This window comes from Streptomyces sp. NPDC098781 (assembly GCF_044759995.1).
In the GTDB taxonomy this organism is placed as follows: Bacteria; Actinomycetota; Actinomycetes; order Streptomycetales; family Streptomycetaceae; genus Streptomyces.
The window spans coordinates 1-25,510 of sequence record NZ_JBIWAK010000020.1 but is presented as its reverse complement, the minus strand read 5'-3'; the positions used below and the strand labels follow the sequence as shown (position 1 = coordinate 25,510).

Here is a 25,510-nt window from a genome sequence, read left to right as displayed (position 1 = left end):
TTGTCAGGCCCTGCTCATCGAGAGAAAGCAACCGAGCGCCCACACCGGGAAGTAGGAGGGGTACAGGCGGTAGTGGAGCATGCCGGTACCGAAGAAGACCCCGTTGAGCGCACCCGTCGGCCAGTTGCCGTCAGGTTCCTGTGCGTCGCAGAGCCATCGGACGCCACGGACCACCGGGCTCGCCGACGCGTCGCCGGTGGCCATCAGCAGGGCCAAGAGTGCCCAGCTCGTCATCACCGGTTGACCCTCGGTGTGCGGAACGTACACGCCGCGCAGGCATCCCGAGTGATGCTCTCCCCAGCCTCCGTCGGGCCGCTGTGCAGACGCGAGCCAGCCGGCGGCCCGGACTAGCGCTGGATCGTTTGGGCCGACTCCCGCCGCGCGCAAGCCACGCACCGCGAGAAACGTGGCATAGGTGTAGTTGATGCCCCAGGTGCCGGCGAACGAGCCGTCGCGTCTCTGGGCACCGCGCAGGAATCGCACGCCATGGGCGATCGCCCGGTCGATGCGCGGGTCCTGAGGGAAGTCGGGGTCCCGCCGGACGCGGCACAGCGCGGTCAGGGCGGATCCGGTGCACTCCGTGTACGAGCCTTCGACCATGCAGTCGGCGAACATCTCGGCCGGGTTGAGCGCTTCGAGCCATCTCGGCGCACGGCGGCGCTCGTAGGTGCTGAATCCTCCGTCGCCGTTCTGCCGTTCCAGAATGAATCGGACCGCCGCCCTCTGCCGGTCGCGCGGCAGGGCCAAGCGCGGACGAGTGTCATGAAGCAGGGCGCTGACGGCCTCGGCAGTACAGTCGCTCACCGGCCATCGATGGCCGCCGTCAGAGAAGCACCATCCGCCTCGAACCGGGTCCCGTCCCTCGGGCACCGGATCCGCCGGATCCTCCGTCAACTGCGCCTGGCGCAGATAGTCGTACGCACGGCGGAGCGCGGACGCGGTGCTGTTGGTCCCGGGGCCCGCTGTCAGGGCCTCCACGGCGAAGGCCGTGTCCCAGGTGTGGGACCGCGCTCCCGCGAACCGGATGCCGACCTCCGCGTCCGACCACTGCCAGTGACCGAGTCCGTCCAGTCCCGCGTCCAACGCGGGATCGCGTGGATCGTGCGCGAACATCGCAAGGCAGTTCAGCAGCGCGTTCACCGGCGACAGCCCTTGTGCCGCCGAGGCGCGTTGCTCGTCATGGATCCGCGTCAGGCACCGGTCGAGCGCGCGCGTGCGCAGCGTCGTGGACCGGATCGGTTCATAGTGGGCCAGTAGCCAGTAGCCAGCCTGCAGCAAGCGAGACGGCGGCACGTGCAGATCGGTGGCGGAAACGCTACCGCGGTGCGCCCGAAACGCTCTCCGGGTGGGCATGTCGCCGTAGAGTTCCCGGACCAGCGAAGCCGTCAGCGGACCCGGCTCGGCCCGGAAACGCCGGCCGTAGAGGTACGCGATCGCCTGGTAGATGTTGCGTGTGTGGCAGTACAACCGGTTGGGGTGAACCGGTAGCCGACGAGGGAGCAGGAAAAGCTCCGGCGGGAACGGGTTGATCCCGTCGTAGTCGTAGAGCCCGATCATCGCCAGCCAGAACTTGCCCCAAGTGGGGATCGCGAGCAGGCCGTCAGGCTGCTCGCGCAGCCAGCGGCGCGCGGGTTCGGTCCGCTCGCCTCCGGGTTCGACACCGAGCATCCGCAGCGCCACGTAGGCCAGTGTCGTGCAGAAGACGGACGGCTCGCCCCCCTCGTACTGGGGCCAGCAGCCCTCGGGGGTGCGCGTCACCTCGTAGTGTCTGATCATTCCAGCCCGCGAGCGTTCACCCAGCTGTCGGCCGACAATGTGACACATGATCACGTACTGGGAGAGGATCATGGTGTTCCACACCATCTCTCCCTCCCAGCAGCCGTCGCCACGTTGCCGGGACAACAGAGCGGACACGGCGCGTCCGTGGGCACTGTCCACTCCGGACAGCTTGTCGAGGCGATCGGTGCCACTGCTTCCGTTCACGACGGCCCTTCCCTTGCACGGTCGTGAGGTCATGGAGGAGGGGACAAGAGTCGGAATGAGGCCGCGGCCGGCGTGCTCCGCGTCCACTGAGCGGCGTTCCCGCCCAGTGCGTTCGCATCCTGTCCTAGAAGGAGCACCTTGTCGCCCGCTTGCTACCGGCTTGCCGTTTATGGACCGGCGGTAGCCCAGACACCTAGGCTGCGCTGCAGTTTCGACGCGCCTTCCGGCAGCCTCACGATGTGGCGGGAATCATGAGCAACGAGTCGTCTCCGGTCAGGGTCAGCCCTCGCCCACAGCTCGGCGTCACCGCTCCCGATGTGCTCGTGGCGGGCGGGGGTCCTGCCGGGTGCACCGCCGCGCTGGCGTTCGCCAACGCCGGAGCCCGAACTGCCCTACTGGATGCGGCGGCACCCGCCGCGCGGCGTCTGGCGGGGGAATGGCTACATCCCCCCGGCGTGCGGATCCTGGAGCGGCTGGGTGTCGATCTGTCCGCCACGGATCACTGCCGGGTCGCCGGGTTCGTCGTCCACCCCGAGGACGGGAGCACGCCCATCACCTTGCCCTACTCGGGTGGTGAACTCGGGATGACGTTCCGCCATGGGGCCCTGGTACGAGAGCTTCGCTCGACGCTGGCGCGACGACGCGGTGTCACCCTGGTGTCCCACGCACGGATCACCGGTGTCCGGGGCACCCACGTCGACTACGCCGACGCCGACGGCTCGTCGGCGTCGTGTGCGCCGAGCGAGTGGCTTGTGGGAGCCGAAGGCCGGGTCTCACCGACGCGCCGTTCGCTCGGAGTGGCCCCCAAGCCGAGGCAGCTCTCGCACATGGCCGGAGTACTGCTGGAGAACGTCGAGTTGCCGGACGCGGAGTACGGGCATGTCCTACTCGGCGGTCCCGGACCGGTGTTGCTGTACCACATAGGGCCGGGCGTAGTCCGCGTCTGTCTCGACGTACCGCGGCGCAGAGGCACGCCACACGGCGTCAGGGCCTATCTTTGGCAGACGTACTCCTCGTGGTTTCCGCCGACGCTGCGCGCGGCGTTCGGCAGGGCACTGCAGGGCGAGGTCTGCTGGGCGGCCACCCAGTTCCGGCCTAGGGATCACTACGGGCGCGGGCGGGTAGCCCTCGTCGGTGACGCCGTGGGCTGCTTCCATCCGCTGACAGCCGTGGGCATGACCCTGGCGATGGCCGACGGTGAGTGTCTGGTGCGCAGCGAGGACCTCGGCGCGTACCGACGGGAACGAACGGCCGCGACCCAGGTCGCCGAGATACTCTCGACGTTGCTGCACCGCGTCTTCACCTCCAGGGATCCCGCCACCGAGGTGCTGCGCCACGCCGTCTACGACATGTGGCGCCGCTCCCCTGTCGAACGCGAGCGCACGATGGCGCTGCTGTCCACCGACGAAACCCGCGTACGCAAACTGGGGGCAGCGTTCCTGCACACCCTCGCCCTGGCAGCCCGCGAGCCGTCTCTCCGCCGGCCTTCCTCCCACGACGGACCGGCATGGTCGTCCGAGTTGCTGCGTGGTCTTGGCGGGTGGCTGTCCCTGCTGGGCATGTCCACCGGCCACGCCGCGGCCCGACGGGCGGCCGTACGCGCACGGATGACTGGGCCGGTCCGATGACGCTCCAGGCGACTACTCGCCCGTGCCTTCGGCGAGATGCCGTACAGGGCATCCACGCGCCCCCGGCACCGGGGTGGTCCCTAGATCGGCCACCTCGTAGCCGTCCGGGTAGCACTTGATCTCCCTGTTTTGCCGGGCGTAGTGCGGAGCGCGGCGCGGGGGCAGCCACCGCACGACGCGGCCCCGGAGTCTCAGGGCGCCTCGGACCGCCCTGCTCAGCAGGGCAGACGGCTGCTCGTAGTGGAATGCACGCAGCAGCGGCTCGTCGAGAAGAGCGAGCGTGGCCTTGCGCACGGCGGGCCTGAGGGGCCTCGGGTACCACGACGCCATGAGCTCGAGGGTCGCGTCGGATACCCGGCGTGCGTCGGCGTCCCAGGCGAAATGGGCGGCCTCGTACTCGTTGAGGTACCGCTCGAACTCGTCGTAGGAACGCGGAATGTCCTTGATACCCATGTGTCGGCCGAGGGTCTGGTAGTACAGGGCGCAGGCGTCCCGTTCCTGGGGGCTCAACGGGCGCCATCCGAAGGCGTCGAGCCATCGCTTGGGAACCACGACGAAGGTGCACAGGACGTAGCGCATGTCGTCGTCGGAGATGTCGTAGGCGCCGTGCATCTGGTTGATCCGACGGATCGCGGTCCGGCCCTGTTCACTGTCGAATCCGTGTTCCACGATCGCATCGAGGAGCAGTGCCGTGTCGTCGTACCGCTTCTGGGTCCGCTCGGTCATCTCGGCGGTCTGCGCGAGCAGCCGCCCAATGCTCGGGACCGCGTAGGTACGGTACAGGGCCAACTCCAGTGCCCTGGTGAAGTCCCATGGGAATTCACGAGTACTGGCCAGACGGTAGATTTTTAGCCAGTCCTTCTCGACGTTCCGGCCCTCGATGAACCGCAGTCTGTCAAAGCGGGCAGCCATGCCGCTCCTCGATCAACGTGGTCTCCGCAAGTCGAACTGACATCATTCGACGAGGCCCCTCAGAAGTCCCGGCGACGCGAATCTGTCGGGCTACGGAGAGGCCCTGCCTTCATGCCTGGTTCCTCAAGCGCAGACTTGCGGGCGCGTGAGTGGTGATCTCGACACGTCCAGCATTACGGCGTATAGAACCACCAGGACTTGCGGAAGTTCTCCTCAGAAGACCTGACCTCTTTGAGGAGGCCCAACGTACCGTCATTGAACCTGGTCAGCCAACTGCCGTACTGCAGGTTCTTGGCGTGAAGATCTGGCACACCGCCGCCATGTATGTCCCATTGCTGCCCCCGGTCCGCCGAAGAGCATGTCGACATATAGAGCTTCGTTCCGTTGGTATCCAAACAGCGATTCATTTGGATGTGCCGGAATGATCCCGAATGCGTCGGTACGCGCCATTCCAGACCTGGGTTGGACGTAGTGGCAGAGCATTCCCACATTGCGGGCGCGCCCCAGAAAACGCCCAGGCAGCCACCGCTAGTCAGCGACTGCAGCTACTTCGTCCGGTAGGTGTTCTGCAGGGCCATGTCCTTCGCGTCCGTGACAGGCGCCGCATGACCCACTCCTGACATCGCGATGCTGGCTACCGCTGCGGTCAGCAGGGTCGCTATGCCATTTCTCTTGCGCACTCTACTCCTCATCGATGATTCGATTGATGCACTTTCGATTCCTGGCGACGGCCAGCCGACGGAAACCCCCCAGCCTGCAAAGGCATTTGAGCCTGCTTGCCTCGCCACCCGGTTCAACGCCTGGCCGTCAGTCTCGGTTCATGCCCGAGGAAGAGTCCCCTTGCGGGCCAACCATCAAGGCGGGGATGCCCTCCTCCGGAGGGGAGGCGAACCACGTGCCGCCAACGCCCTCGCCCTTGACTTCGCCCGGCTTGGTGTCCTTGGAGTAGCGGTACAACGGAATGCCCGCCAGTGTCAGCTGAGCGACACCGTCCGGCCTGGTCAGCGTGCCTAGCAGCGCCTTGTCGAGGCCCTTGGGAAGCGAAGCCCCCTTGGCCGGCACCGGCGGCCAGAGCTTCGTGCATTCGCCATCACACGCCGACTTCGGTGGTGTGGCGCTGTCCTTGGTGAATCGGTACAGCGAGAAACCGGCGGCATCCGTCAGGATCGGTCCCACCTTCGGATCAACGGTGGTCTTCAGTTCCCCTGCCTGGTCCTTTCGCCCACTCGCCGTCGTGTCTGTCCCGACTGGGCCGTCACTTTGGACCACCGGTGTTTCACGGGCCTCGCCCCCGCCCTGCGGGGCCTCACCCCCGCAGGCGCTCGTGAGCATGATTGCGGCAGCCGTCAGTCCCACCGTCGCGCTGCGCCACGTTGTCAAAGCCATTACACCGTCTTCATTCGCTCAGGCAATTCCATTCACTTGCGGTTCCGGACACCACTACGAGCGGGTCAAGACCAAGGTTCAGCGCGAGCACGGATCGGGAGGATGCCAGGTGCTCTCCGGCCCGCCCTCAGACCGGTTTCGCGGCCACGGAAACCTGCTGCACAACGGCTGACAGGCCGTTGCGCGGGTCGGTGGGGCGAGGGACGTAGACCGGGGAGTCCGATTGGTAGAAGATGTCGATGTCGGCCTCCTCCCCGCCAACGATCAGGGTGTCCCATGCGCCGCTCTCCTGGAGCGTTCGTAGCGTGGCCGGCGCCAGCATCTTCAGGTGGGTGCGCAGTTCGTCGTCGGTGGGCATGCCGAAGAGGCGGGACGCCAGCCGCTCGCGTATCGCGCCCATGCGCTCCAACAGGGAGTCGAGGAGCGCGTGCGGGGACTGCACGTCGTTGGCCGGCTCCGGCTCCATGCTGCGGGCGATGATGTCCTTGATGGCGCGTGTGACGCCCTGCTCGTCGGTGGTGACCATGGCGTTCCAGGCCCGGCTCTTATGCCGGTACTGCAGCATGGACATCGCCGCCTCGTGCCGGATGAAATCGGCGTCACGCAGCGGCTTGCCCTGCCAGGCGCGGCTGAGGGACCGGGCGAGGGAAGTCGCCGAGGCAAGGCCGCTGTTGAGGCCGCGGCCCGGCCAGAAATGGATGGCGTTGGCCGCGTCGCCCAACAGGAAGCCGTAAGTGCCCGGTGTCGTCGTGGTAGGGCGGCTGAGCTGGGCCGTGAACCGCGGGCGCTGCACCATGTCGAGCCGGAACGACGTGACGGCTGTGAGGTCGTCGTCGGCCACACCGAACAGTTTCAGTCCCTCCTGGATTCGCTTCCACAGAGGTGAGCTGCGCAGCAGGGCGGGCAGGAAGAGGGTTCCGTGCGTGGGGCAGCGGAACTCGTTGTCCTCCTCGCGGCTCATGACACAGGGGCGGGCTGCGATGCACTCCTCGAAGACCTGACGGACCGGATCGATACCGATCACGTTCCGGGCCTCCTCGCGGGTGAGCCGCATGTTCAGGAAGCCCTCGCCACGCAGCGAGTTGAGAAGGAACCGGTTCTGCGACACGGTCAGCAGGACGCTCATCGGGTCCGGCAGCGCGGACTTCACGCGCAGCCCGAGCACCACATCCTGCAGGTGTTCGCCCTCGAGGGAGTAAATCGAGGCGTCCGCCGCACCGAACCTGTCGGCGTAGAACTCGCGTGTGCGGGAGCGTCCGCCCTCGCAGACCACCAGGACGTGATCCTCGGCGAGCCGGTCCCCCTGTTCCTCCGGGTCGAACCGCTTCGGCACGAGCCGGATCGCGGCGTTCTTGTTCGCCAGTTCCAGCAGGCGGTCCTCGATGTAGGCGATCCGCACGTTGCGCGGGGGCCGGCCGTCCACAGAGTCCGGTCCGACGGGCCACATCTCGGAGTAGTCGCCCGTGTCGAACAGCGCCGACCGTATCTCCTCGGGCAGGGCGAGGTACTGACGGCTCTGGATGGTCACGACCTGTCGGCGACGGACGTTGCCCAGGTTCTCGTCCTTCCAGACGACGGCGGATCCGTTCTTGATCCACCGCCCGTCGTAGACCGTGATCGACACCCGCCCGCGCAGGAGGCCCTCCAGCGTCAGCGCGAAAGCGAGGCCGACCGGGCCGCCGCCGGTGACGGTGACCCGGAGCGTGCCAGGGTCCGCTGACGCCTTCGCCCTGGGCATGTCGAGGAGGGAGAGATCCATGATCGTCTCCATGGCCTCCTGCGACTCAAAGAGGAACGTCTCCTCTCCGATCTGGATGCGGTCGTTGGAACGCAGCGCGTGCCGTGTGATGCGCTGGTCGTTGACGAAGGTGCCGTTGCGGCTCTTGCGGTCGTAGATGACGAAGCCGGCGTCCTCCTCGATGATCTCGGCATGCAGTCGGGACGCGTTGGGACTGACGATCACGATGCCGTTGTCACTCTTGCGACCGAACGTCAACGGAGTCCCGCTCAGAACCACGCTCTGACCGGTGAAGGGGCCCGTCTGCCCCACGATGACCGATGTCACTCATACTCCTTGCAAAGGAAATCCACATGCGACTAAGAGGTTGCATCAGTGCGCGGGGGACGTACCCCTGGTCGGGTCCGAGTCGCACATCAACGTCACAGGCACCACGTTGGACTTGCCTTGCAGTGGTGGTTTGAGCTCGACACCGATTCGGGTTTCGAGCTTTCCGGCCTTTGCCCAGGTGGTCAGTCTGACCGTGTCCTGCCGGCCGTGGCCTTGGCCGGACGGGAACACCAGCGTCCGCCAGCGCGGATCAGTCACCGATCCGTCCTCGGACACCCAGCGGTAGGTGACATGGGCCGGGAGCCGGTCCACCGAGAACGTCGCCGTGATGGTGGGGGCCTGCGCGCTCGGGGCCGGACACCTTCCCACATACGTCGGCTGCGCACTCGTCACCGTCACGTGCGTCCCTGGGTCGTTGGAGGCATCGAGCTGGTCGCCCCCGGCGTTCGGAGCGGTGGCGTCGCCGGCGCCCGGCGTGGTGGCGTTGCCGGCGTTCTGCTGGCTTTCGTTCGCGTTGTCGGTGAGCGCGTAGCCCACCCCGGTCAGCGCGAGGGCGCAGAGGGCCGCGCCCGCGGCGAGAAGACCGGTACGGCGCCTGCTGCGCCCCGAGGAGACCGGGAGGGCCCCGGCGGCGACCGCATTCGGCACCGCGGGATCCGCGATCGCCGTCTGTGCCAGGGACTGCGTGGTCGGGTGCTCTATAGCGGGATGGGCAGGAGAGGCCAGCGTGGTGAGCTGCGCGGAGACGGCCGTCGATTCAGCGGGTGGCGGCACGCTTCCCGGTTCCGGAACGCCCCCGTTGGCGATGAGCCGCAGGTGCTCTTTGGCCTGCTCGGCCGTGAGGCGTTGATCCGGATCCTTGCGCAGCAGGCCCTCGATCACCGGGGTGAGGGCGCCGGCCCGGCGGGCGGGGGGCAACTCCTCGTCCACGATGGCCCGCAGAGTGCTCAGCGGGGTGTTCTGTCGGAACGGGGAACTCGCCTCGACGGCCGCGTACAGCAGCACGCCGAGCGACCACAGGTCCGACGCGGGGCCGGTCTGCCTGCCCAGTGCCCGCTCGGGAGCCAGGAACTCGGGTGAGCCAACGACTTCACCGGTCATGGTGAGCGCGGAATCGCCCTCGATCATCGCGATGCCGAAATCGGTGAGCACCACACGGCCATCCTTGGCTATCAGCACGTTGGCCGGCTTCACGTCGCGGTGCAGTACGCCGGTTTCGTGGGCGGCGCGCAGTGCGGCGAGCACTTCCAGGCCGATGGCCGCGGCCCGCGGCGGCGTGAGCTGACCCTCGGCCTTGAGCAGGTCGGCCAGCGACTCGCCTCGGACCAGCTCCATGACGATCCACGGGCGGTCGCCCTCCATGACCACGTCGTAGACGGTGACCACATTGCGGTGCGCAACCCGGGCCGCCGCCCACGCCTCACGCTCCAGTCGGGTGTACATCCGCTCGATGTCGGGCGCCGCCAGTCCGGCGGGCGCCCGGACCTCTTTGACGGCGACCTCGCGGTGCAACACCTTGTCGGAGGCGCGCCACACGGTGCCCATGCCACCGGCGCCGAGCGGCGACAGCAGGCGATAGCGGCCGGCGATCACACACTCGCTGCCCGAGCCTCCGGACAGGGCGTCCTCATTGACCATCGGAGCGGTTCTCCCTTTCCGTACACAAGCGGCTCGTCAGAGCGCAGACGCAGCCCTCGGGCCGTGGATTCCACTGCGCGACCGCTGTGGCGGACCGGTCGTACCGCGGCCGGGTCACAGCGCTGGGCCCAGCCCCGACGGGCTGAGTGGGGAGAGGGTGAATGCGCACTGAGCGTGCCCGGACAGCCGTGCACGGAATGGTCGCGCAGCGCGGGACACCGGGCGAGCCCAGGGGCTACCAACGGTGATCGTTCCGTCACACGTCGGTGACGGTTCCGGACATGAGAGTCGAACCGCCCGCCTCTGATCGATCATTACGCTCATTGCCGCCCGCTGATTGCTCGCCTTACCCCACAGCTCGCGGACGTCGCGAGCCGCCGATGCTGGTACGTGCAATCGGGCCTTGTGGTTCGGTCCGGTCCGAGATCCACCGCGCAAGGTGAACCGTTCTGGATCTCCTCTCGTTGCCATGAGCTGTAGCCACAACTCAGTCGGCGTGCTTCTGGTGGCCTCGACCAGGAGCACACAAGCAACGACAGACAGGAAGCGTGATGAAGAAGTTCGGCATCCTGGCAGCAATCGTCTCGGCATTCGCCTTGGCGGCCTCAGCATCTCCCGCCCACGCCGGCCAACTGAGGGTCTTCCAGAACGAGTTGTCCAGCAAGTGCCTGAACGGCGCCCCGAGCCTCAGCAAGCCGGTGATGTCCGCGTGCGGCCCGAACGCCCGATGGGACCTCACCAACGACAGCCGCGGAACCAAGCTGATGGTCGCCGCGGGCATCAAGTGCCTCGACAGCGACGGAACGCACGTGTACTTGTCCCCGTGCAATGACGCTACCCCAGGCCAGCGGTGGAACGTTCACAGGGACTCTGACGGAATCATGACCTTCATCACGCAAGGCGACAAGTATCTCACTGCCTGGAACGACGGATCCCTCACCATGGCCCGGACCTCTGAGGTGGACAGCCGTTACAAGTACATGTGGAGTTGAGAGTAGCCACCCTCGACCGGTGAACCCCGGCTGACTCCTCGCCGTTGCAACGGGCTGGAAGCACCCCGGCAGTTGGCGTGCTCCACGTCGGCCCGACATGGAGCACGCATGCAACGAAACAGAGAGGAAGAGCGATGAGGAGAATCGGCATCCTGGCGACGGTCGCCTCGGCATTCGCCCTGATGGCCTCCGCCACCCCCGCCCATGCCGGCGATCTGATGACGTTTTACAACATGCACACGGCCAAGTGCCTGAACGGGGCCCCGAGCCTCAGCAAGCCGGTGATGTCCGGATGCGGAGCGAACGCCCACTGGGACGTGACCTCTGACAGCCGTGGTACCAAGTTCATGGTCGGGGCCGGCATCAAGTGCCTCGACACCAACGGAACAGACGTGTACCTGTCCCCGTGCTCGGATGCGGATCCGGGCCAGTGGTGGAACGCCTACATGGACCCCAGCAGCGTCCGTGGCTACATCAGGTGGGGCGACAAGTACCTGACGGCCTGGAACGACGGGTCCCTGTCCATGGCCCGGAGCTCGCAGGTGGATCAGCCCTCGAAGTACCACTGGCGTTGGTAGCAGCCGCGTGCGGCTTGAAGTGGGTCTGCCTTGGGCGGCCGACTCCGCCGGCCGCCCAAGAGCACACCCTCAGTGTCCGCATCAGCTCCCAGCGGCACCCGCGCCCGGCCGGAACCGGCCCGAGGCCGCGCGCAGCGGCTTGCCGTACTCCGCGATGAGCTCGCCGCGCAGGTAGGTGCGCGCAACCTGGCCGAGGACCTGACGGCCGTCGAACGGTGTCCACGCGGCCTTGGAGAGCACGTCGGCGTTGCGCAGGGTGCGCTTCGGCGAGGGGTCGACGAGCACCAGGTCCGCGTCCGCGCCGACGCCGATCCGGCCCTTGCGTGGCCAGAGCCCGTACGTCTTGGCGGGGTTCTCGCTGTAGACACGCGCGACGTCCTCATAGGCGAGGTGGCCACGGGCGGCGGCGTCGAGGAGCAGGGCCATCGTGCTGTCGAGTCCCGGAAGCCCGAAGTGGACGTTCCACATGTCGCCCTGGCGCTTCTGCTCAAGCGTCGAGGGCGCGTGGTCCGTGGACATGTGGGTGAGGACTCCTTCGCGTAGCAGTCGCCACATCTGCGCCTCGTCGTCGCCTGTACGGGCCCGGGCCGGGGGGGTGAACTTCCGTAGCGCGCCGTGCTCGTGGACCTCGTCCTCACGCAGGAGGAAGTACTGCGGGCAGCTCTCGGCCGCGAGCGTCGCCCCGCGGGCACGTTCAGCGGCGACGTAGGCCGCCACCTCGGGGTTGCTGACGTGCGCGACGGTGGCTCGGGCGCCTGTCCGCCGCACGAGCAACGCGGCCACGGCCGTCGCGACGAGCTCGGCGTCCCGGTCGCGCCAGTCCAGCAGCAGCCCGGGGTCCGTCCGTCCCTGCTCGCGCAGCAGCGACTCCGCCGCGCCGGTGAGCGACTCGTCCTCGCAGTGCAGCAGGCTGACGGCGCCGCTCAGGGCGGTGGCCCGCAGGTGTGTACTGAGGGCGGCCGCGTCGTGGCCGGGCACGCCGTGCGTGGTGCAGGTGAACACCTTGAAGAAGGACACACCCGCGTTCCACAGGCCGGCCACCTCGCCCGCGTGACTCGGCCAGGCGTGTGCCGCGAGCCCGAAGTCGACGTTGGACCGTCCGGCGAGGTGGGCGAGCTTGCCTCTCAAGTCGTCCACCGTGCGCACCGGTTGGCCATGGGAGTGCTCGATGATGGTCGTGACGCCGGAGGCCGCGGCTGCGCTCGTGCCCGTGGGAAAGTCCTCGCGGTCGGTGCTGCCCGGATCCATCAGGTGGACGTGGGTGTCGACGCCGCCGGGCAGAATCAGCAGCCCGGCGGCGTCGACCGTCCGGTGGGCGGTCGGCCGGTCGGCGCCGACGTATCGGATCACCCCGTCCTTGACCGCGATGCCCGCGCGCCGGCGGCCGCCCGGGGTGACAACGGTTCCGCCGGCGATCAGCAGGTCGGCGTCGGGCATGTGGTCCTCCTGGAAGGAGCGAACGTCCTCAAGGGTTGCCGGACCAGGGCGATGCTCCAGTTCGGCGTTTCCGGTGGGCTTCAGTGACCGGGCAGGGGGGTCGCGTTGGAGAAGCGGCTCGTGTCGACGCACAGCATCGCGGCGACCCCGACGAGCGGCAGCAGTGTCAGCTGGATCAGGCCGGCCATGCCCCAGTCGAAGCTCTCCACCAGCAGGGCGAACAGCGTGCCCGCGACGGAGGCGGGAAAGTACGCGCAGCTCACCAGAATGCCCGAAGCTCGACCGATCATGTCCGGCCGGACCGCTCGCTGCGTCGCGGAGTAGACGTTCACGAAGCAGAAGCCGCTGCCGAGGGCGCCCTCGCACGCGGACAGCACGTACTGGGCGCCCGGTGACGTCGGCCCGTTGAAGATGAGGTAGCCGACGACGGCGGCTGCGAGCAGTGCCGTGACGAGCACCCACTTCTGGTTCACTCTGTCCCCGATGTACCCCGCCGGCAGGCCGAAGAGCGCGCCGAGGCCGAACATGCTGGCGGCCGTGCCCGCCTGATCCTTGGTGAAGTTCAGTTCCTCCTGGAGGAACGTCGGGTACAGGCCGAGGTAGCCGTACATCGTGAGGACCACGACGATCGCGGTAACGCCGAGCAGCAGGACATTGCGGTTGTAGAGGTTCGGGTACACGTGGTCGAAGGACCGGACCTCGCCGGTGTCGGTCTTGCCCTCGACCCGCTCTGTGAACCGCCGTCGGACGAACGCCGCGATCGCCGCAACGAACACCAGGCCGGCGATGCCGTAGGCGTACAGGGGGGCCTGCCACCCGTACGCCCCGCCCAGCTTCGCGCCCAGGAGCGGGCCAAGGAAGCCACCGAGGCCGAACGCGAAGTTGAGGGCGCCGAAGGCCAGCGCGCGGTTCGCGACGAAGTACGCGCCCACCGCGGAGAACAGCGCCGCGGTTTGCATCGCCTCCCCGACGCCGGACAAGGCGCGGTAGGCGAACATGTCGGCGAAGCCCACCGCCACCGCGGAGAGCATCGTGAACGCCGAGTAGATGACGATCCCGATCAAGATCACGGTCTTGCGGGAGAGCCGGTCGAGCAGGTATCCGGTGGGCACGCCCGCCAGTCCCATGCCGAGTGTGAAGATCGTCGCCAGGAGACCGCCCTGGGCGAGCGTGAAGCCGTACTCCTCCCGGATCTCCGGCAGCAGGACCGGAAAAACCTGGCGGTCCATCGCGTTGATCACGTACGACGCTGCGAGCAGGACGAAAGTGGTGAGCGCGACCGCCTTGGTGAGGCGCGCTCCTCCTGCCCGCGCCGCGTCCAACTGGGTGCTGACCATGAGCTCTCCCCTCACGCTGATGACCGGTTCGGTCGCCTGGCGCGGAACTTTATAGAATGTAGATTGCAGTGCATAGACTTTGGACGGAGGAGCGGGATGATGAAGCCTCGGATCGCGGTCGGTTCGCTCGGCGGGACGATCACGATGACCTCGGGCAGGGGTGTCGGCATCACGCCGGCACTCGACGCCGGTCTGCTGCTGAGCGCTGTCCCCGGTCTCGGGGCGATCGCCTCGCTGGAGGCGAAAACCCTGGCCGCCCTGCCCGGCGCGTCCCTCGGCTTCGACGACGTTCTGGGCGCGCTGGCTTGGGCCCGCGGGGCGGTCGACGACGGTGCGCAGGGCGTCGTGCTCGTTCAGGGCACCGACACCCTCGAGGAGACGGCCTACTTGCTCGACCTGTTCTGGAACCGGCCGGAGCCGCTGGTCGTCACCGGAGCCATGCGCTCGCCCGAGCAGGCGGGCGCGGACGGCCCGGCGAACCTGATGGCGTCGGTCAGGACAGCGGCCCACCCGGCCTCGCGTGACCTGGGCGTGCTTGTGTCGATGAACGACGAAGTCCACGCGGCGGCACGCGTCGCCAAGAGCGACTCGATGGGTCTCGACGCTTTCCGCTCCCCTGTGTTCGGCCCGCTCGCCAGGCTGGTGGAAGGAGTGCCCGTGTACGGCAACCGGCCTCCACGGCATCCGTTCCTGCCTTTCTCCAGCACAGCCCCGCATCCGCGTGTCGCCCTGCTGACGACCCACCTCGCCGACCGCGGAGAGCTGCTCGACGCGGTCATGGACGTGGGCTGCGACGGGGTTGTGTTGGCCGCCTTCGGAGCAGGGCATGTCCCCGCTCCGGTCGCCGAGGCCGTCGGCAAGGCAGCCGGACGGCTGCCCGTGGTCCTGGCGACGCGTACCGGCGCCGGCCCGACGGCTGAACACACCTACGGCTTCGTGGGGTCGGAGACCGACCTCATCTCCCGAGGTGCCGTGCCCGCCGGTTGGCTGTCCGCGGCCAAGGCGAGGCTTCTACTGTGGTCACTGCTCCGCCTCGGCTGCTCTCACAGCCGTATCCGCGCGGAGTTCGCCCTGCGTGGCGGGAACCCTGGAGGGCCGGATAACCGATGAGCAGGAAGAGAACGACGTCGAACCGGACGACCCCCGCCGGACGGGGCCGGACTCCGCTGGACGGCATCACCGCGCCGCCTCGCAAGCGGACGGCCCACGAATACGCCCTCGCGGCGCTGCGCGCCGCCGTGCTCGACGGCAGTCTGGCCGGGGGTGACCGTCTCGTGCAGACGGAGCTGGCCGAGCGGCTGGGGGTGAGCACGACGCCGATCCGCGAAGCGCTGCGGGATCTCGCCACGGAGGGACTCGTCGTCTTCGACCCGCACCGCGGGGCGCTCGTGCGTTCTCTCGACATGGACGAGGTGCGTGAGTTGTACGAGCTGCGGATGGCGCTCGAACCTCTCATGGTGCGCCGCGTCATCGCCTCCATCACCGCTGAGCAGCTGGCCCGCGCCGAAGAGCTGCAGCGGCGCATGGAAGAGCCGTGCGAGATCTCCGATTGGGTGGAGCTCAACCGCGCATTCCACGCGGTCTTCGGCGAGGTCGACGGTTCGAGCCGACTCGCCACGATCCTCGCCGGGCTGCGTGACAGCGCGGCGCCCTACGTCGCTGTGTCCCTCGGCTCGCGGCCCCGGCAGATAGAGGAGGCCAACGCGGAACACGCCGCGTTGCTCTCCCACTACCGCACAGGAGCGGTGGAGGACGCGGTGGCGCTCACCGTGGCGCACCTGAACGCGACCCTCATGACGATCGAGGAGGCGCACGTCCGGGGCGATCTGTGACCGGGCGGAGCGTGGATGGTGGGCACATGCCCGCGGCAGCGGGTCGGCGCCGCGGCTCAAGTCCCAGAGACTCGTGAGCGTCGTCGAGCACAAATTCGACCATCCTTTCGGAAAGAGCCCTCGCTCTGCTGAATCGCCCGATAGGAAGGGGACGTTGACCGAGCAGGTGCTCGCCTCGGGCAGGCCCGGTTCACTCGGACGACGGCTTCTTCCGCCGGCTGCCCGGCTGCCGAACTGGCGGACTGCCGGCTGGCCCTAATTGACCGCCCGCTCGCACGACCCCCAGTAGGCGGAGCGCAGTGCTGGCTTGTCGTGCTTTCCCAGTGCGGTCACAGGGATCGCGTCCACTAGGTCGACGCTCTTGGGAGTGCACAGCGGCCCCTTACGCTCGCGGACCCAGGCCATGAGTTCTTCTTCCCGGACCTCGTCGGCGACGACGACCGCCTTGACGGCCTCACCCCACTTCGCGTCCGGCACTCCGATGACACAGACGTCACGGACGGCGGGATGGGCGAAGAGCGCCGCCTCGACGTCCTTCGGGTAGACGTTGTAGCCGCCCGAGATGATCATGTCCTTCTTGCGGTCCACTATGTAGAGGAAGCCCCGCTCGTCGGCCCGTGCGATGTCGCCGGTGTGCAGCCATCCGTCGACCAGGGCTTGGGCGGTCTCCTCCGGCTTGTTCCAGTAGCCGAGCATGACATGCGGGCCCCTGACGACGATCTCGCCCAACTCGCCCGCGGGTACGTCGTTTCCGTCGTCGTCCACGAGACGAACGTCGGCGACGGCAACCGGCCGCCCGCAGCTGCTGAGCACCGCCGGGTCGCCGCTCGCGAGGGCCTCGGCGTGGTCTTCCTTGCGCAGCACGGCCAGCTGGTTCGGGGCTTCGGTCTGGCCGTAGACCTGGGTCAGGATCGGGCCGAAGCGTTCCATGGCCTCGACGAGCCGCTCGCGTCCCATGGGGGCGGCTCCGTAGATGATGGTCCGCAGCGTGCTCGTGTCCGACGTGACCGTGTCCATGTGATCCATCAGGACGTACAGCATGGTGGGCACCATGAACGTCGCCGTGACACGCTCGCGTTCGATGGTTTCGAGCAGCGTCTTCGGGTCGAAGCCACCGAGAATCACATGGGTTCCGCCGCGCATCAGTACGGGCAGAACGAAGACTCCGCTGGCGTGCGTGAGGGGAGCGACGTGGGCGAAGACCTCCGGGCCCTCGATGCTCATCTCCAGCAGCTCGGACATCACCGCGGCGAGGTAGGTGCGATGCGAGTGCGCCACGCCCTTGGGCCGGCCGGTCGTGCCGCCCGTGTAGTAGATGGCCATGAGGTCGTCCGGCGCCACCTCGGGCAGACCAGCGGCGCCGTCGTCCTCGGCCGCGTTCAGGGCGGCGAAGTCAAGGCCTGCGTCCAGCACGGCTTGGGCGTCCACACCGATGAAGTGCTCGACCGTTCCACGGCCGCGCATCTCCTCGGCGACTGCGGCGTGGGCGGCGTCGTGGCACAGGGCCCGCGCGCCGGCGTTCTCGGCGGCGTAGGCGTTGTCCTCGGCACCCTGTCTGGTGTTGAGCGGGACGACCACGAGTCCTGCCCACAGGGCGCCGTACTGGATGGCGAGGAGCTCAGGCCGGTCCTTCATGATGATCGCGAGACGGTCGCCCTTGCGCAGCCCGAGCCGCAGGAACGCCCGCCCTGCCCGTCGGACTTCGGATCGCAGCTCCGCGTAGGTCACGCGCTGGTCGCCGTGGACGACGGCCACCCGGTCCGGGTAGGACCTGCACGCCTGCTCGAAGAGGGCGCCGACGCTACGTTCCAGCAGCGGCACCGTCTTCGCGGATTCCTTCACGGTCATGTCAGGCGGCCTTTCGGAAGACGGTGACGACGGCCGCGCCGCCGAGGCCGATGTTGTGCTGAAGCCCGACCGCCGCGTCCTGGACCTGTCGCCCGTCGGCCTGTTGGCGCAACTGCCAGGTGAGCTCCGAGGCCTGCGCGAGGCCGGTGGCCCCGAGCGGGTGCCCCTTCGAGATCAGGCCGCCGGACGGGTTGACGACGGGGCCGTCGCCGCCGAAGGTCGTGGCTTCACGCTCCACGAGTTCGTGGCCCTTGCCCTCCTCGGCCAGGCCGAGCGCCTCGTAGGTGAGGATCTCGTTGACACTGAAGCAGTCGTGCAGCTCGATGACGTCCACCTCGTCGATGGTGGTCCGCGCTTCTTCGAGAGCGTGCCGCGCCGCGGCTCGGCTCAGGTCGTAGCCGACCGTGCGGATCGCGGACTTCCCCTCGAAGGTCGACCGGGTGTCCGTGACGAGCGCCTGCCCGGTGATCTCGACCGCACGGCCCCACAGGCCGTGTTCGTCGACGAATTTCTCGCTCGCGACGATCACCGCCGCGGATCCGTCGGAGGTGGGCGAGCACTGCAGTTTGGTCAGCGGAGAGTAGATCTCCTTGGACGCCTCGATCTCCTCCAGCGAGTACTCCTGGCGGAACTGCGCGTAGGGGTTGGCGACCGAGTGCTTGTGGTTCTTCCAGCCGATCCACGCGAAGTGCTTGGGGTCCGAGCCATAGCGCTCGATGTGCTCCTGACCGGCCATTCCGAACAGCTGCGGCGCCAGGGGGACGTCCTGCCAGGGGCGCAGCTCACTCGCCGCGGCGATGTGGCGCTCGATCGGGTTCGCTCGATCGGTGAACTTCAGACCGAGCGACCCCCTTTCCATCTTCTCGAAGCCGAGCGCCAGAGCGCAGTGGGCGAGACCGCCACGGACGGCCTGGCGCGCGAGATACAGCGCGCTGGCTCCCGTCGCGCAGTTGTTGTTCACGTTCACGACGGGGATCCCGGTGAGTCCCAGTTCGTACACCGCGCGCTGGCCGGCGGTCGAGTCGCCGTAGCAGTAGCCAATGTATGCCTGGTCCACTGCGTCGTAGCCGAGGGAGGCGTCGGTCAGCGCCGCGACGCCCGCTTCCCGCGCCCAGTCGGGGTAGTCGCCCTTCTTGGTTCCGGGCTTCTCGAACCTGGTCATCCCGACACCGATAACAAACGTCCGGTTCACCGTGCCAACACCCAGCCCTCTCATGGAGATCGCCGCGAGGAATCCGCCGCTAGTCGTTCGCTCTAACCCGGTCAGCCCATTGGGCGCGGGCCGTGATCAGCTCGCTTGCGCCCAGGTCGACGCGGCGTCCATCTCGTTTTAACGCAGCAGCTGGTTGCATTACAAGGACTGAGCCGCATCAATCCAAACGCACCAAACTGTTGCGTCAAGGGAAATGGGTTGTTACGGTCCAGCGCACACCGACGGTTGCCCAACGAGGGGAACGGCGCCATGCTGGCAGCCCAGATCTTGCAGTACGGCGAACCGGTGAACCTCGTGATCAAGGAGGTTCCGCCACCCGCGCCGGCGAACGGGTACGAGGTCGTCGACGTCGAGGCCGCCGGGGTCAACTTCCACGACGTCAACGTCGCGGCGAACAGCTTCGGCCAGAACACTCCCCTGCCGCACGTGCCGGGAGCCGAGGTCCTCGGCCGGCTCGCCAACGGCAGCAGAGTGGTCGCGTTCTGCCGGACCGACGGCGGCTTCTGCGAACGCATCGCCGTTCCCGCCAAGGACGTGTTCCCGGTACCCGACGAGGTCGGAGATCTCGAGGCCCTCGCGATGGTCGTCCAGGGCAACACAGCCTGGCATGTCCTGCACACCATGGGGCATCTGGGTTCCGGCGAAACGGTCCTGGTACACGCCGGCGCCGGGGGCGTGGGCTCGCTCGCCGTCCAGCTCGCGCGGCTGGCCGGTGCCCGAACGGTGATCGCCACGGCGTCGACCGCCGAAAAGCGGGATCTGGCGAAGGAGCTCGGCGCCGACGCGGTACTGGATTCCGACGATGGCGACTTGGTCGAGGCCATCGCCGAGCTGACCGCGGGCCAGGGAGTCGATCTCGCGTTGGAGTCCGTCGGCGGGGCGGCCTTCGGCGCTTCCCTGCGAGCGCTCGCACCACTCGGCCGACTCGTCACGTTCGGAGTGTCCGGGCGCACGCCGCCGCCCCTGGTCAACCCCCGCGACCTGACGCGCCGGAACGTCACCGTCGCGGGCTTCTACCTCGGGTCCTTCCCCGATCTGGGGCAGTCGACGGCGATGCTCATGTCCTTGCTCGCGCGCGGACAGTTGCGCGTCCTCGGCGGAGGCAGCTACCCCCTGGAGCGCTCGTCGGAGGCGCTGAACGCGCTGTCCTCGCGCCGGACGTCCGGGAAGCTCGTCATCCGCGTCGCCTCCCCGCCTCCCGCCGATCCGACCACCCACTGAGTCACGCCCATTGGAGCTGGAGACATGAGTTCGGACATCGATATCGCGCCCGCCGCCACCACTGTGCCAGGGGCCTTCTTCTACTGGCCCGACAACGGATTCTGGTCGTTCCAGCTACTGCGGCTCTTCTCACAAGCCGCCACCGGCGGAGCTGATCTGACCGAGGTCCACCTGGCGGTGCGCGGCCTGTCCCCCGGCGACGTGGACGGCTGGTACCACGCGTTCACCGCTCTCGCGACGCGGGTCGAGCGGGCCGGCGACGAGGCCCTGACCGCCGGGGAATCCGTGACCGCGCGCGACGCCTTCAAACGGGCATCGAACTACTACCGCGCGTCCGGGTTCTTCCTACGCCCCGACGACCAGGAGTATCTCGACGCGGTCGATGCGCGCCGACGCTCCTTCCACAAGGCGATACCGCTGGACGACATGAACGTTTCCAGCGTCGACATCCCCTACCAGGACGGGGACCTTCCCGGATACCTCATCTCGGCGCGCACCGGAGGAGATGACGGCAGAAAGCCGGTTGTCATTGTCTCCGGCGGCGCGGATTCCGTGTGCGAGGAGCTGTACTTCGCGATCGGCAGAGGGCTCGCCGAGCGCGGGTACCACGTACTGACGTTCGACGGGCCCGGGCAGGGCGAAGCCCTCAAACGGGGATTCGTCTCACGCGCGGACTGGGAGCTGCCCACCGGGGCAGTCATCGACTTCCTGGAGACCGTGCCCGGTGTGGACCGGGACCGCATCGGGTTCGTGGGCCAGAGCCTCGGCGGGCTCTACGCGGTCCGGGTGGCCGCGCACGAACGGCGCCTGCGGTCGGTGGTGGCCTGGGGCGCGCAGTGGAACATCCACTCCCTGTTCGCCGACTGGGTTCGGGCGGGAGGTCCTCTCATCGACCACCTCTCCCGCTGGGTTCCGCAGATGATGGGCGCACCCGATCTCAACAGCGCGGTCGACAAGCTCAAGCCGTTCCGCGCGGACACGGACGCGGCCCTGGTCTCCTGCCCGTTCCTGGTGATGCACGGCGAGGCCGACACCGTGGTCCCGGTCGACAATGCCCGTCTCCTCTTCGACGCCATCCCCCGCACGGACAAGCAGCTCAAAATCTTCAGGTTCGGGGAGCCCGGCAGCGAGCACTGCCAGGTCGACTCGGTGCACGCCGCGGCACGGGTGATCGGCTCCTGGTTCAAGCGGACGCTCGGGTAAGCGCTCCGTTGGAAGCACAGTGATGAACCTGCGAGCCGGTGGGGGCAGGTCGCGCAGCTCCCCGCGCTCCTTGCCCACGCCCATTCGGAACTGCCTGGACAAAGCCCGACTACGCACGGAGGCGATATGAGCGACATCTCCATCGAGAACGTCACCTCGGACACCGGCCCGCACTACGAACCCTACGGCTGGCACCACTGGCCCGAGTTCCCGTGGATGAGCTACCAGCTGCGGCGCGCGCTCGGGGAGACACAGCCTGGCGGCGGCGCCATGAGCGAGGTCTTCCAGGCGGCGTCCCGGATGGTCCCCGGTGACGCCGAGAGCTGGCACACCGAGTGGCTGCGCATCGCCGACCGCAACCGTGAACGGGCCGAGTCGGCGGAGCGAGCCGGCTACCACGTGACCGCGAGGGACGCCTGGCTCCGGGCGGGCAACTACTACCGCTCCGCGGAGTTCTGGCTCGCGCACGACGACCCGCGCCGGCTGGCGACCTACACACATTGCGAGCAGTCGTTCGTCAACGCCATTCGCCACTTCGCCGTACCGGGCGAGTATGTCGAGGTGCCCTACGAGAACGGCGCGTTCCTGCCGGGCTACTTCCTTCGCGCGCCGGGCGCCGCCGACGGGCCGCAGCCCGTGCTCATCGCCTTCGGCGGCCTGGACTCCATCAAGGAGGAGCTCTACCTCATGGTCGGCCGCGGCGCGCTGGAACGCGGCATATCCTGCCTGCTCATGGACGGGCCGGGCCAGGGAGCGGTATTGCGCCGTCAGGGCATCGTCACTCGGCCGGACTACGAGGTACCGGTCGGCGCGTGCGTGGACTACCTGCTGGATCGCGGGGACGTCGATCCCAGCCGCATCGCCGTCACCGGCTCCAGCCTCGGCGGCTACTACGCCGCCCGCGCCGGATCCAAGGAGCACCGCCTCGCCGCGGCGATCTCACACGGTGCGGTCTGGGACGTGCAGGAGCTGGGCACGGCGATGTGGGCGGCGAACAACCACTCCGAGGACGCCGGGATGGCCGGCCACATCAAGTGGGTGTTCGGTGCACCGACGATGGCGGCGGTGATCGAGCAGGCGAAGGACTACAAGCTCGACGGCGTGCTAAGCGAGATGCGGTGCCCCTACCTGATCGTGCACGGCGGCTACGACGTACTCGGCGTGGAGCAGGCCAGAAGGACCGCGCATTACGCCAAGAGCCACGGCGTCGACCTGACCTTCCACCTCGTGCAGGAGGAGCAGACAGGCGCGGAGCACTGCCAGCACGACAACCCGACGCTCGGGATGGAGCTGATCGGCGACTGGCTGGTCGAGGTGTTCGGCCTGAAGGGGTGAGGGAGGAGCCGTCTGTGCGGGGGCGAGTGGGCTGTGACGCCCACACGCCCCGCTGCTGGGCCCGGAGTCGGCTCAGCCCGGCGTCACAAAGGCTTCGGTGTCCGCGTCATTCATCGCCGCGGCATCGAGCGCGTCCGTGAGTCGTTCCAGTTTGGCGCGCAGTTCGGCCAGCTCGGACAGATCCATGTCGGTCGCCGCCGTGATCCTGCGCGGCACACGCGAAGTCCGCTCCCGCAGCGCGATCCCCGCCTCCGTGAGACGTACGCGAACGGAACGCTGATCACGGAGGCTGCGCTCACGACGGATGAACCCAGTCGCCTCCAGCCGCTTCAGCAGCGGGGACATGGTCCCTGAATCGAGGCGCAGATACCTGCCAAGTTCCATCACGGGCAGCTCGCCGTGCTCCCACAGCACCACCATCGCCAGGTACTGGGGATACGTCAGGCCTACATCCTTGAGCACGGTGCGATACGCGGCAGCGAAGGCACGCGACGCGCCGTTCAAGGTGAAGCAGATCTGCCAGTCCAGACTTAGCTGTTCGTCATCGGACGGCAGCATCGGCTTCGAGGCCCTGGAGATCTTCCGGCCCATGCTGTCATCCACTTCGGCGAGCCGCTTGGCACGCATCACTCGGCTGCCTTTCCTGTTGAGCAACGACAAGCATCAACCGGGCTCGACGGCTTGGGATGTCCAATCCGTCCTGCGAGACGTGCGAGGACACCGCTCCGCGAGACTCGAGTCACTGTTCCCTCCCGATCGAGTCAGGCCGACTGGACCGACCTCCGACCTGTGCAACGTGAAGTCACGAAGGACGGTTCATCGCTCGGCGTGGTTACTCCTACGAGGGATCGAAGCCAAGGAGGACAAGACGCGATCAACTGCTCACGGCATCGCGCAGCGCGATGCCGTGAGCAGTTACTGAGTGCCATGGGGTCCGTTCAGCCCGCCGACTCAGCTCGGTGTGGCGCAGGTCGCCCTGGGCGCGGGCATCGTGCCGTCGGCGAGGTAGCGGTCCACGTTCTCCAGGACACACGGGGAGATCATGTACATGGTGTAGTCGTCACCGACGTTGGTGAGGACCTGTGAGCCGGGCAGCTGGGCTGCCAGTCCGAATCCGGAGTTGTAGGCGGCCAGGGACTCGTGGGTGGACTGAAGGATCAGGGCGGGCGGTGCTCCGTTGACGGGGCCGGAGGCCGGGGAATGCTTCGCGGCGCCGGGCCAGCCGAGGCAGCCTGCCATGTACGTCCAGGACTGGACCGCGCCGCCGAGGTGGGGCGAGATCTCGTCGGCCATGGTCTTCAGGTTCGCGTACTGCCGCCAGTTGGTCGCGGCCGGAGGCATGTCCTGGCAGGCCTGTATCTGCGCCTGCGTCCAGTCGAGCGTCTTGTCGGGGTCCACCGACAGGAGGGACGCGTCACCGTCGATGGCCTGCTTGAGTGCCTTCCCGAAGGGGCCCCACGTCACGAGCTTCATGACCAGATGGCCCTGGGTAGCGGTCTGAATGTCCTCGCCGTTCATGAACCGGCCGGTGGTGCCGATCGGGATGGGCTCGGCGTTCGCCTTCTTGACCAGCTGGTCGTAGACGGCCGCTACGTCCTGGCCGTTGAGGGCGCAGCTCTCACTGGTGCCGCACCATTTGGCGAAGCGGTTGAAGGAGTCCTCCGCGGCCCGCATCTCGTCGGCCATGCGCTCGACCGGCGGGAGGCCGTCGTTGGTGGCGGTGTCCAGCACCATGGAACGCAGTCGGCCGGGGTAGAGCTTGGCGTAGGTGCGGCCCAGCAGGTTGCTGTAGGTGATGCCGTACCAGTGGAGCTGCTTCTCACCGAGCGCTCGACGTACGTACTCGAAGTCGCGGGCGGTGCTGGCCATGTCGACGTGGTCGGCGAGGGGGCCGTTCTTCTCACGGCAGTTGGCCGCGAGGGCCTTGTTGTGCGCCTTCAGCGCGTTGAACTCAGCCTCGGTGGCGGGGAAGTGGGTGATGCCCCGCCCCTTGAGCGGCACGTCGCAGCGCAGCGGGCTGCTGTGCCCGACGCCGCGGGGGTCGACGGCCAGCAGGTCGAATCTCTTGGTGAAGGAGCCGCCCAGCTTGTCGAGCTGGCCGATCATCGCGTAGCGGAGCTGCTCGATGCTGGAGCTGCCGGGGCCGTTGTTCATCAGCATGGTGCCGATGCGCTCAGCCTGGTTGTCCGCGGGGCGCCGTACCAGGGCCAGTTGGGTCGTGCCCGTTGACGGACGCGAGGGGTCGATCGGCACCCTCATGGTGCCGCAGTCCATGCCCTGGAAGATGGGTTCGTTGCAGTCTTTCCAAGCTATCCGCGGAGTTGGTGTGCTGGCCTCCTCGGCGCTCGCGCCGTTCGCGACGATGAGGCTGGCCGTCACTGCCGTGATGCCCGCCACTGCGGCGGCGGTACGAACGAGCACTTTGGGGCGCCTGTGGAAGGCGTGCCTTGAACCGACCGGCATGTGTGTCTCCTGACAGAGAGGTGGTGAACCGGGGATTGGGTACTCGAGGTGCCGGCTGCGGCGAGGACACTCCCCCTCAGCAGGAGGTGCGGTTACGTCCGGGCGTCGGCGAAGGCGTGGCCGAGCCGTGAAGACGTTCGCCTGTGTCGTCGTGTGGGGGGACGTAGCGGCGTGGGCGGCACAGAGCACGGGCGTATTGATGAGTGCTTGGGTGGGGCGGGTCGCACTCGTCGCGCTGGGGAGCCGGTCTGCTGTGCCAGGATGTCGCGCGTGTTCGCGCTCGTCGCCGAGGGGGATGTGTTAAAGGGCCGGTGGGCGCACTCACACGGAGCGCTTGACGGCCCCGGTCGATCGGGTGTGACGCGGGGTCCCTCCGGCCGTCTTCCCCACGTCGCAGGCCAGCGGGGCGTCTCGGGCCGACCTGGGTCCGCAGAGA

General features: G+C 67.9%; 20 protein-coding genes. 8 read left to right on the top strand and 12 right to left on the bottom strand.

What is annotated here, in order from left to right:
* Window positions 1-3: 3 nt before the first annotated feature.
* A complete protein-coding gene (locus ACIQWG_RS40645; RefSeq protein ID WP_404106151.1) occupies window positions 4-1,983 on the bottom strand; it encodes a prenyltransferase/squalene oxidase repeat-containing protein in 1,980 nt (659 codons plus the stop codon).
* A gap of 251 nt (window positions 1,984-2,234) precedes the next feature.
* Here ACIQWG_RS40645 and ACIQWG_RS40640 point away from each other — a divergent pair, with 251 nt between their 5' ends.
* Window positions 2,235-3,611 (top strand): FAD-dependent monooxygenase, encoded by a 1,377-nt coding sequence (locus ACIQWG_RS40640; RefSeq protein WP_404106148.1) that lies wholly within the window; start codon window positions 2,235-2,237, stop codon window positions 3,609-3,611.
* 12 nt (window positions 3,612-3,623) lie between these two features.
* Here ACIQWG_RS40640 and ACIQWG_RS40635 read toward each other — a convergent pair whose 3' ends face one another.
* From ACIQWG_RS40635 to ACIQWG_RS40615, 5 genes are all read right to left on the bottom strand, one after another.
* Window positions 3,624-4,523 (bottom strand): oxygenase MpaB family protein, encoded by a 900-nt coding sequence (locus ACIQWG_RS40635; protein WP_404106145.1) that lies wholly within the window; start codon window positions 4,521-4,523, stop codon window positions 3,624-3,626.
* 173 nt (window positions 4,524-4,696) lie between these two features.
* Complete coding sequence (locus ACIQWG_RS40630; RefSeq protein WP_404106181.1) at window positions 4,697-5,041, bottom strand: hypothetical protein; 345 nt, start codon at window positions 5,039-5,041, stop codon at window positions 4,697-4,699.
* A 289-nt stretch (window positions 5,042-5,330) separates the two neighbouring features.
* Window positions 5,331-5,855 carry a hypothetical protein gene (locus ACIQWG_RS40625; protein ID WP_404106179.1) on the bottom strand — a complete coding sequence of 175 codons (525 nt, stop codon included), beginning with the start codon at window positions 5,853-5,855 and terminating at the stop codon, window positions 5,331-5,333.
* Between the two features lie 181 nt (window positions 5,856-6,036).
* Window positions 6,037-7,974, bottom strand: coding sequence for an FHA domain-containing protein (locus ACIQWG_RS40620; protein ID WP_404106143.1), 1,938 nt, complete (start codon window positions 7,972-7,974; stop codon window positions 6,037-6,039).
* Window positions 7,975-8,019: 45 nt separating this feature from the next.
* The gene (locus ACIQWG_RS40615) at window positions 8,020-9,615 is read right to left on the bottom strand and encodes a serine/threonine-protein kinase (RefSeq protein WP_404106140.1); all 1,596 of its coding nucleotides are present in this window, start codon (window positions 9,613-9,615) and stop codon (window positions 8,020-8,022) included.
* Between the two features lie 551 nt (window positions 9,616-10,166).
* Here ACIQWG_RS40615 and ACIQWG_RS40610 point away from each other — a divergent pair.
* Window positions 10,167-10,607 carry a ricin-type beta-trefoil lectin domain protein gene (locus ACIQWG_RS40610; protein WP_404106137.1) on the top strand — a complete coding sequence of 147 codons (441 nt, stop codon included), beginning with the start codon at window positions 10,167-10,169 and terminating at the stop codon, window positions 10,605-10,607.
* A 134-nt stretch (window positions 10,608-10,741) separates the two neighbouring features.
* Window positions 10,742-11,185 carry a hypothetical protein gene (locus ACIQWG_RS40605; RefSeq protein WP_404106134.1) on the top strand — a complete coding sequence of 148 codons (444 nt, stop codon included), beginning with the start codon at window positions 10,742-10,744 and terminating at the stop codon, window positions 11,183-11,185.
* Window positions 11,186-11,266: 81 nt separating this feature from the next.
* Here the strand turns inward: ACIQWG_RS40605 and ACIQWG_RS40600 are convergent, their stop codons facing one another.
* Window positions 11,267-12,622 carry a dihydroorotase family protein gene (locus ACIQWG_RS40600; protein ID WP_404106131.1) on the bottom strand — a complete coding sequence of 452 codons (1,356 nt, stop codon included), beginning with the start codon at window positions 12,620-12,622 and terminating at the stop codon, window positions 11,267-11,269.
* A gap of 80 nt (window positions 12,623-12,702) precedes the next feature.
* Entirely contained in the window at window positions 12,703-13,959 is a 1,257-nt protein-coding gene (locus ACIQWG_RS40595) for an MFS transporter (RefSeq protein ID WP_404106128.1), read from the bottom strand.
* A gap of 96 nt (window positions 13,960-14,055) precedes the next feature.
* Here ACIQWG_RS40595 and ACIQWG_RS40590 point away from each other — a divergent pair, with 96 nt between their 5' ends.
* A complete protein-coding gene (locus ACIQWG_RS40590) occupies window positions 14,056-15,069 on the top strand; it encodes an asparaginase (protein ID WP_404106125.1) in 1,014 nt (337 codons plus the stop codon).
* Entirely contained in the window at window positions 15,066-15,791 is a 726-nt protein-coding gene (locus ACIQWG_RS40585; RefSeq protein WP_404106122.1) for a GntR family transcriptional regulator, read from the top strand. Before ACIQWG_RS40590 ends, ACIQWG_RS40585 begins: the two co-directional genes overlap by 4 nt.
* 255 nt (window positions 15,792-16,046) lie before the next feature.
* Here ACIQWG_RS40585 and ACIQWG_RS40580 read toward each other — a convergent pair whose 3' ends face one another.
* Complete coding sequence (locus ACIQWG_RS40580) at window positions 16,047-17,639, bottom strand: AMP-binding protein (protein ID WP_404106120.1); 1,593 nt, start codon at window positions 17,637-17,639, stop codon at window positions 16,047-16,049.
* A gap of 1 nt (window position 17,640) precedes the next feature.
* Window positions 17,641-18,855: a lipid-transfer protein gene (locus ACIQWG_RS40575; RefSeq protein WP_404106117.1), complete on the bottom strand. Its 1,215-nt coding sequence runs from the start codon at window positions 18,853-18,855 to the stop codon at window positions 17,641-17,643.
* Window positions 18,856-19,101: 246 nt separating this feature from the next.
* On the opposite strand from ACIQWG_RS40575, the gene ACIQWG_RS40570 reads away from it, so the two are divergent.
* The 3 genes from ACIQWG_RS40570 to ACIQWG_RS40560 all read left to right on the top strand — a co-directional run bounded on the left by ACIQWG_RS40570 (window position 19,102) and on the right by ACIQWG_RS40560 (window position 22,611).
* Window positions 19,102-20,073 carry an NADPH:quinone oxidoreductase family protein gene (locus ACIQWG_RS40570; protein WP_404106114.1) on the top strand — a complete coding sequence of 324 codons (972 nt, stop codon included), beginning with the start codon at window positions 19,102-19,104 and terminating at the stop codon, window positions 20,071-20,073.
* Between the two features lie 24 nt (window positions 20,074-20,097).
* Window positions 20,098-21,276 (top strand): alpha/beta hydrolase family protein, encoded by a 1,179-nt coding sequence (locus ACIQWG_RS40565; RefSeq protein ID WP_404106111.1) that lies wholly within the window; start codon window positions 20,098-20,100, stop codon window positions 21,274-21,276.
* A 126-nt stretch (window positions 21,277-21,402) separates the two neighbouring features.
* Window positions 21,403-22,611, top strand: coding sequence for an alpha/beta hydrolase family protein (locus ACIQWG_RS40560; RefSeq protein ID WP_404106109.1), 1,209 nt, complete (start codon window positions 21,403-21,405; stop codon window positions 22,609-22,611).
* Window positions 22,612-22,683: 72 nt separating this feature from the next.
* Here ACIQWG_RS40560 and ACIQWG_RS40555 read toward each other — a convergent pair whose 3' ends face one another.
* Window positions 22,684-23,202 (bottom strand): MarR family winged helix-turn-helix transcriptional regulator, encoded by a 519-nt coding sequence (locus tag ACIQWG_RS40555; protein ID WP_404106177.1) that lies wholly within the window; start codon window positions 23,200-23,202, stop codon window positions 22,684-22,686.
* Between the two features lie 360 nt (window positions 23,203-23,562).
* A complete protein-coding gene (locus tag ACIQWG_RS40550; protein WP_404106107.1) occupies window positions 23,563-25,032 on the bottom strand; it encodes an alpha/beta fold hydrolase in 1,470 nt (489 codons plus the stop codon).
* Window positions 25,033-25,510: the final 478 nt, after the last annotated feature.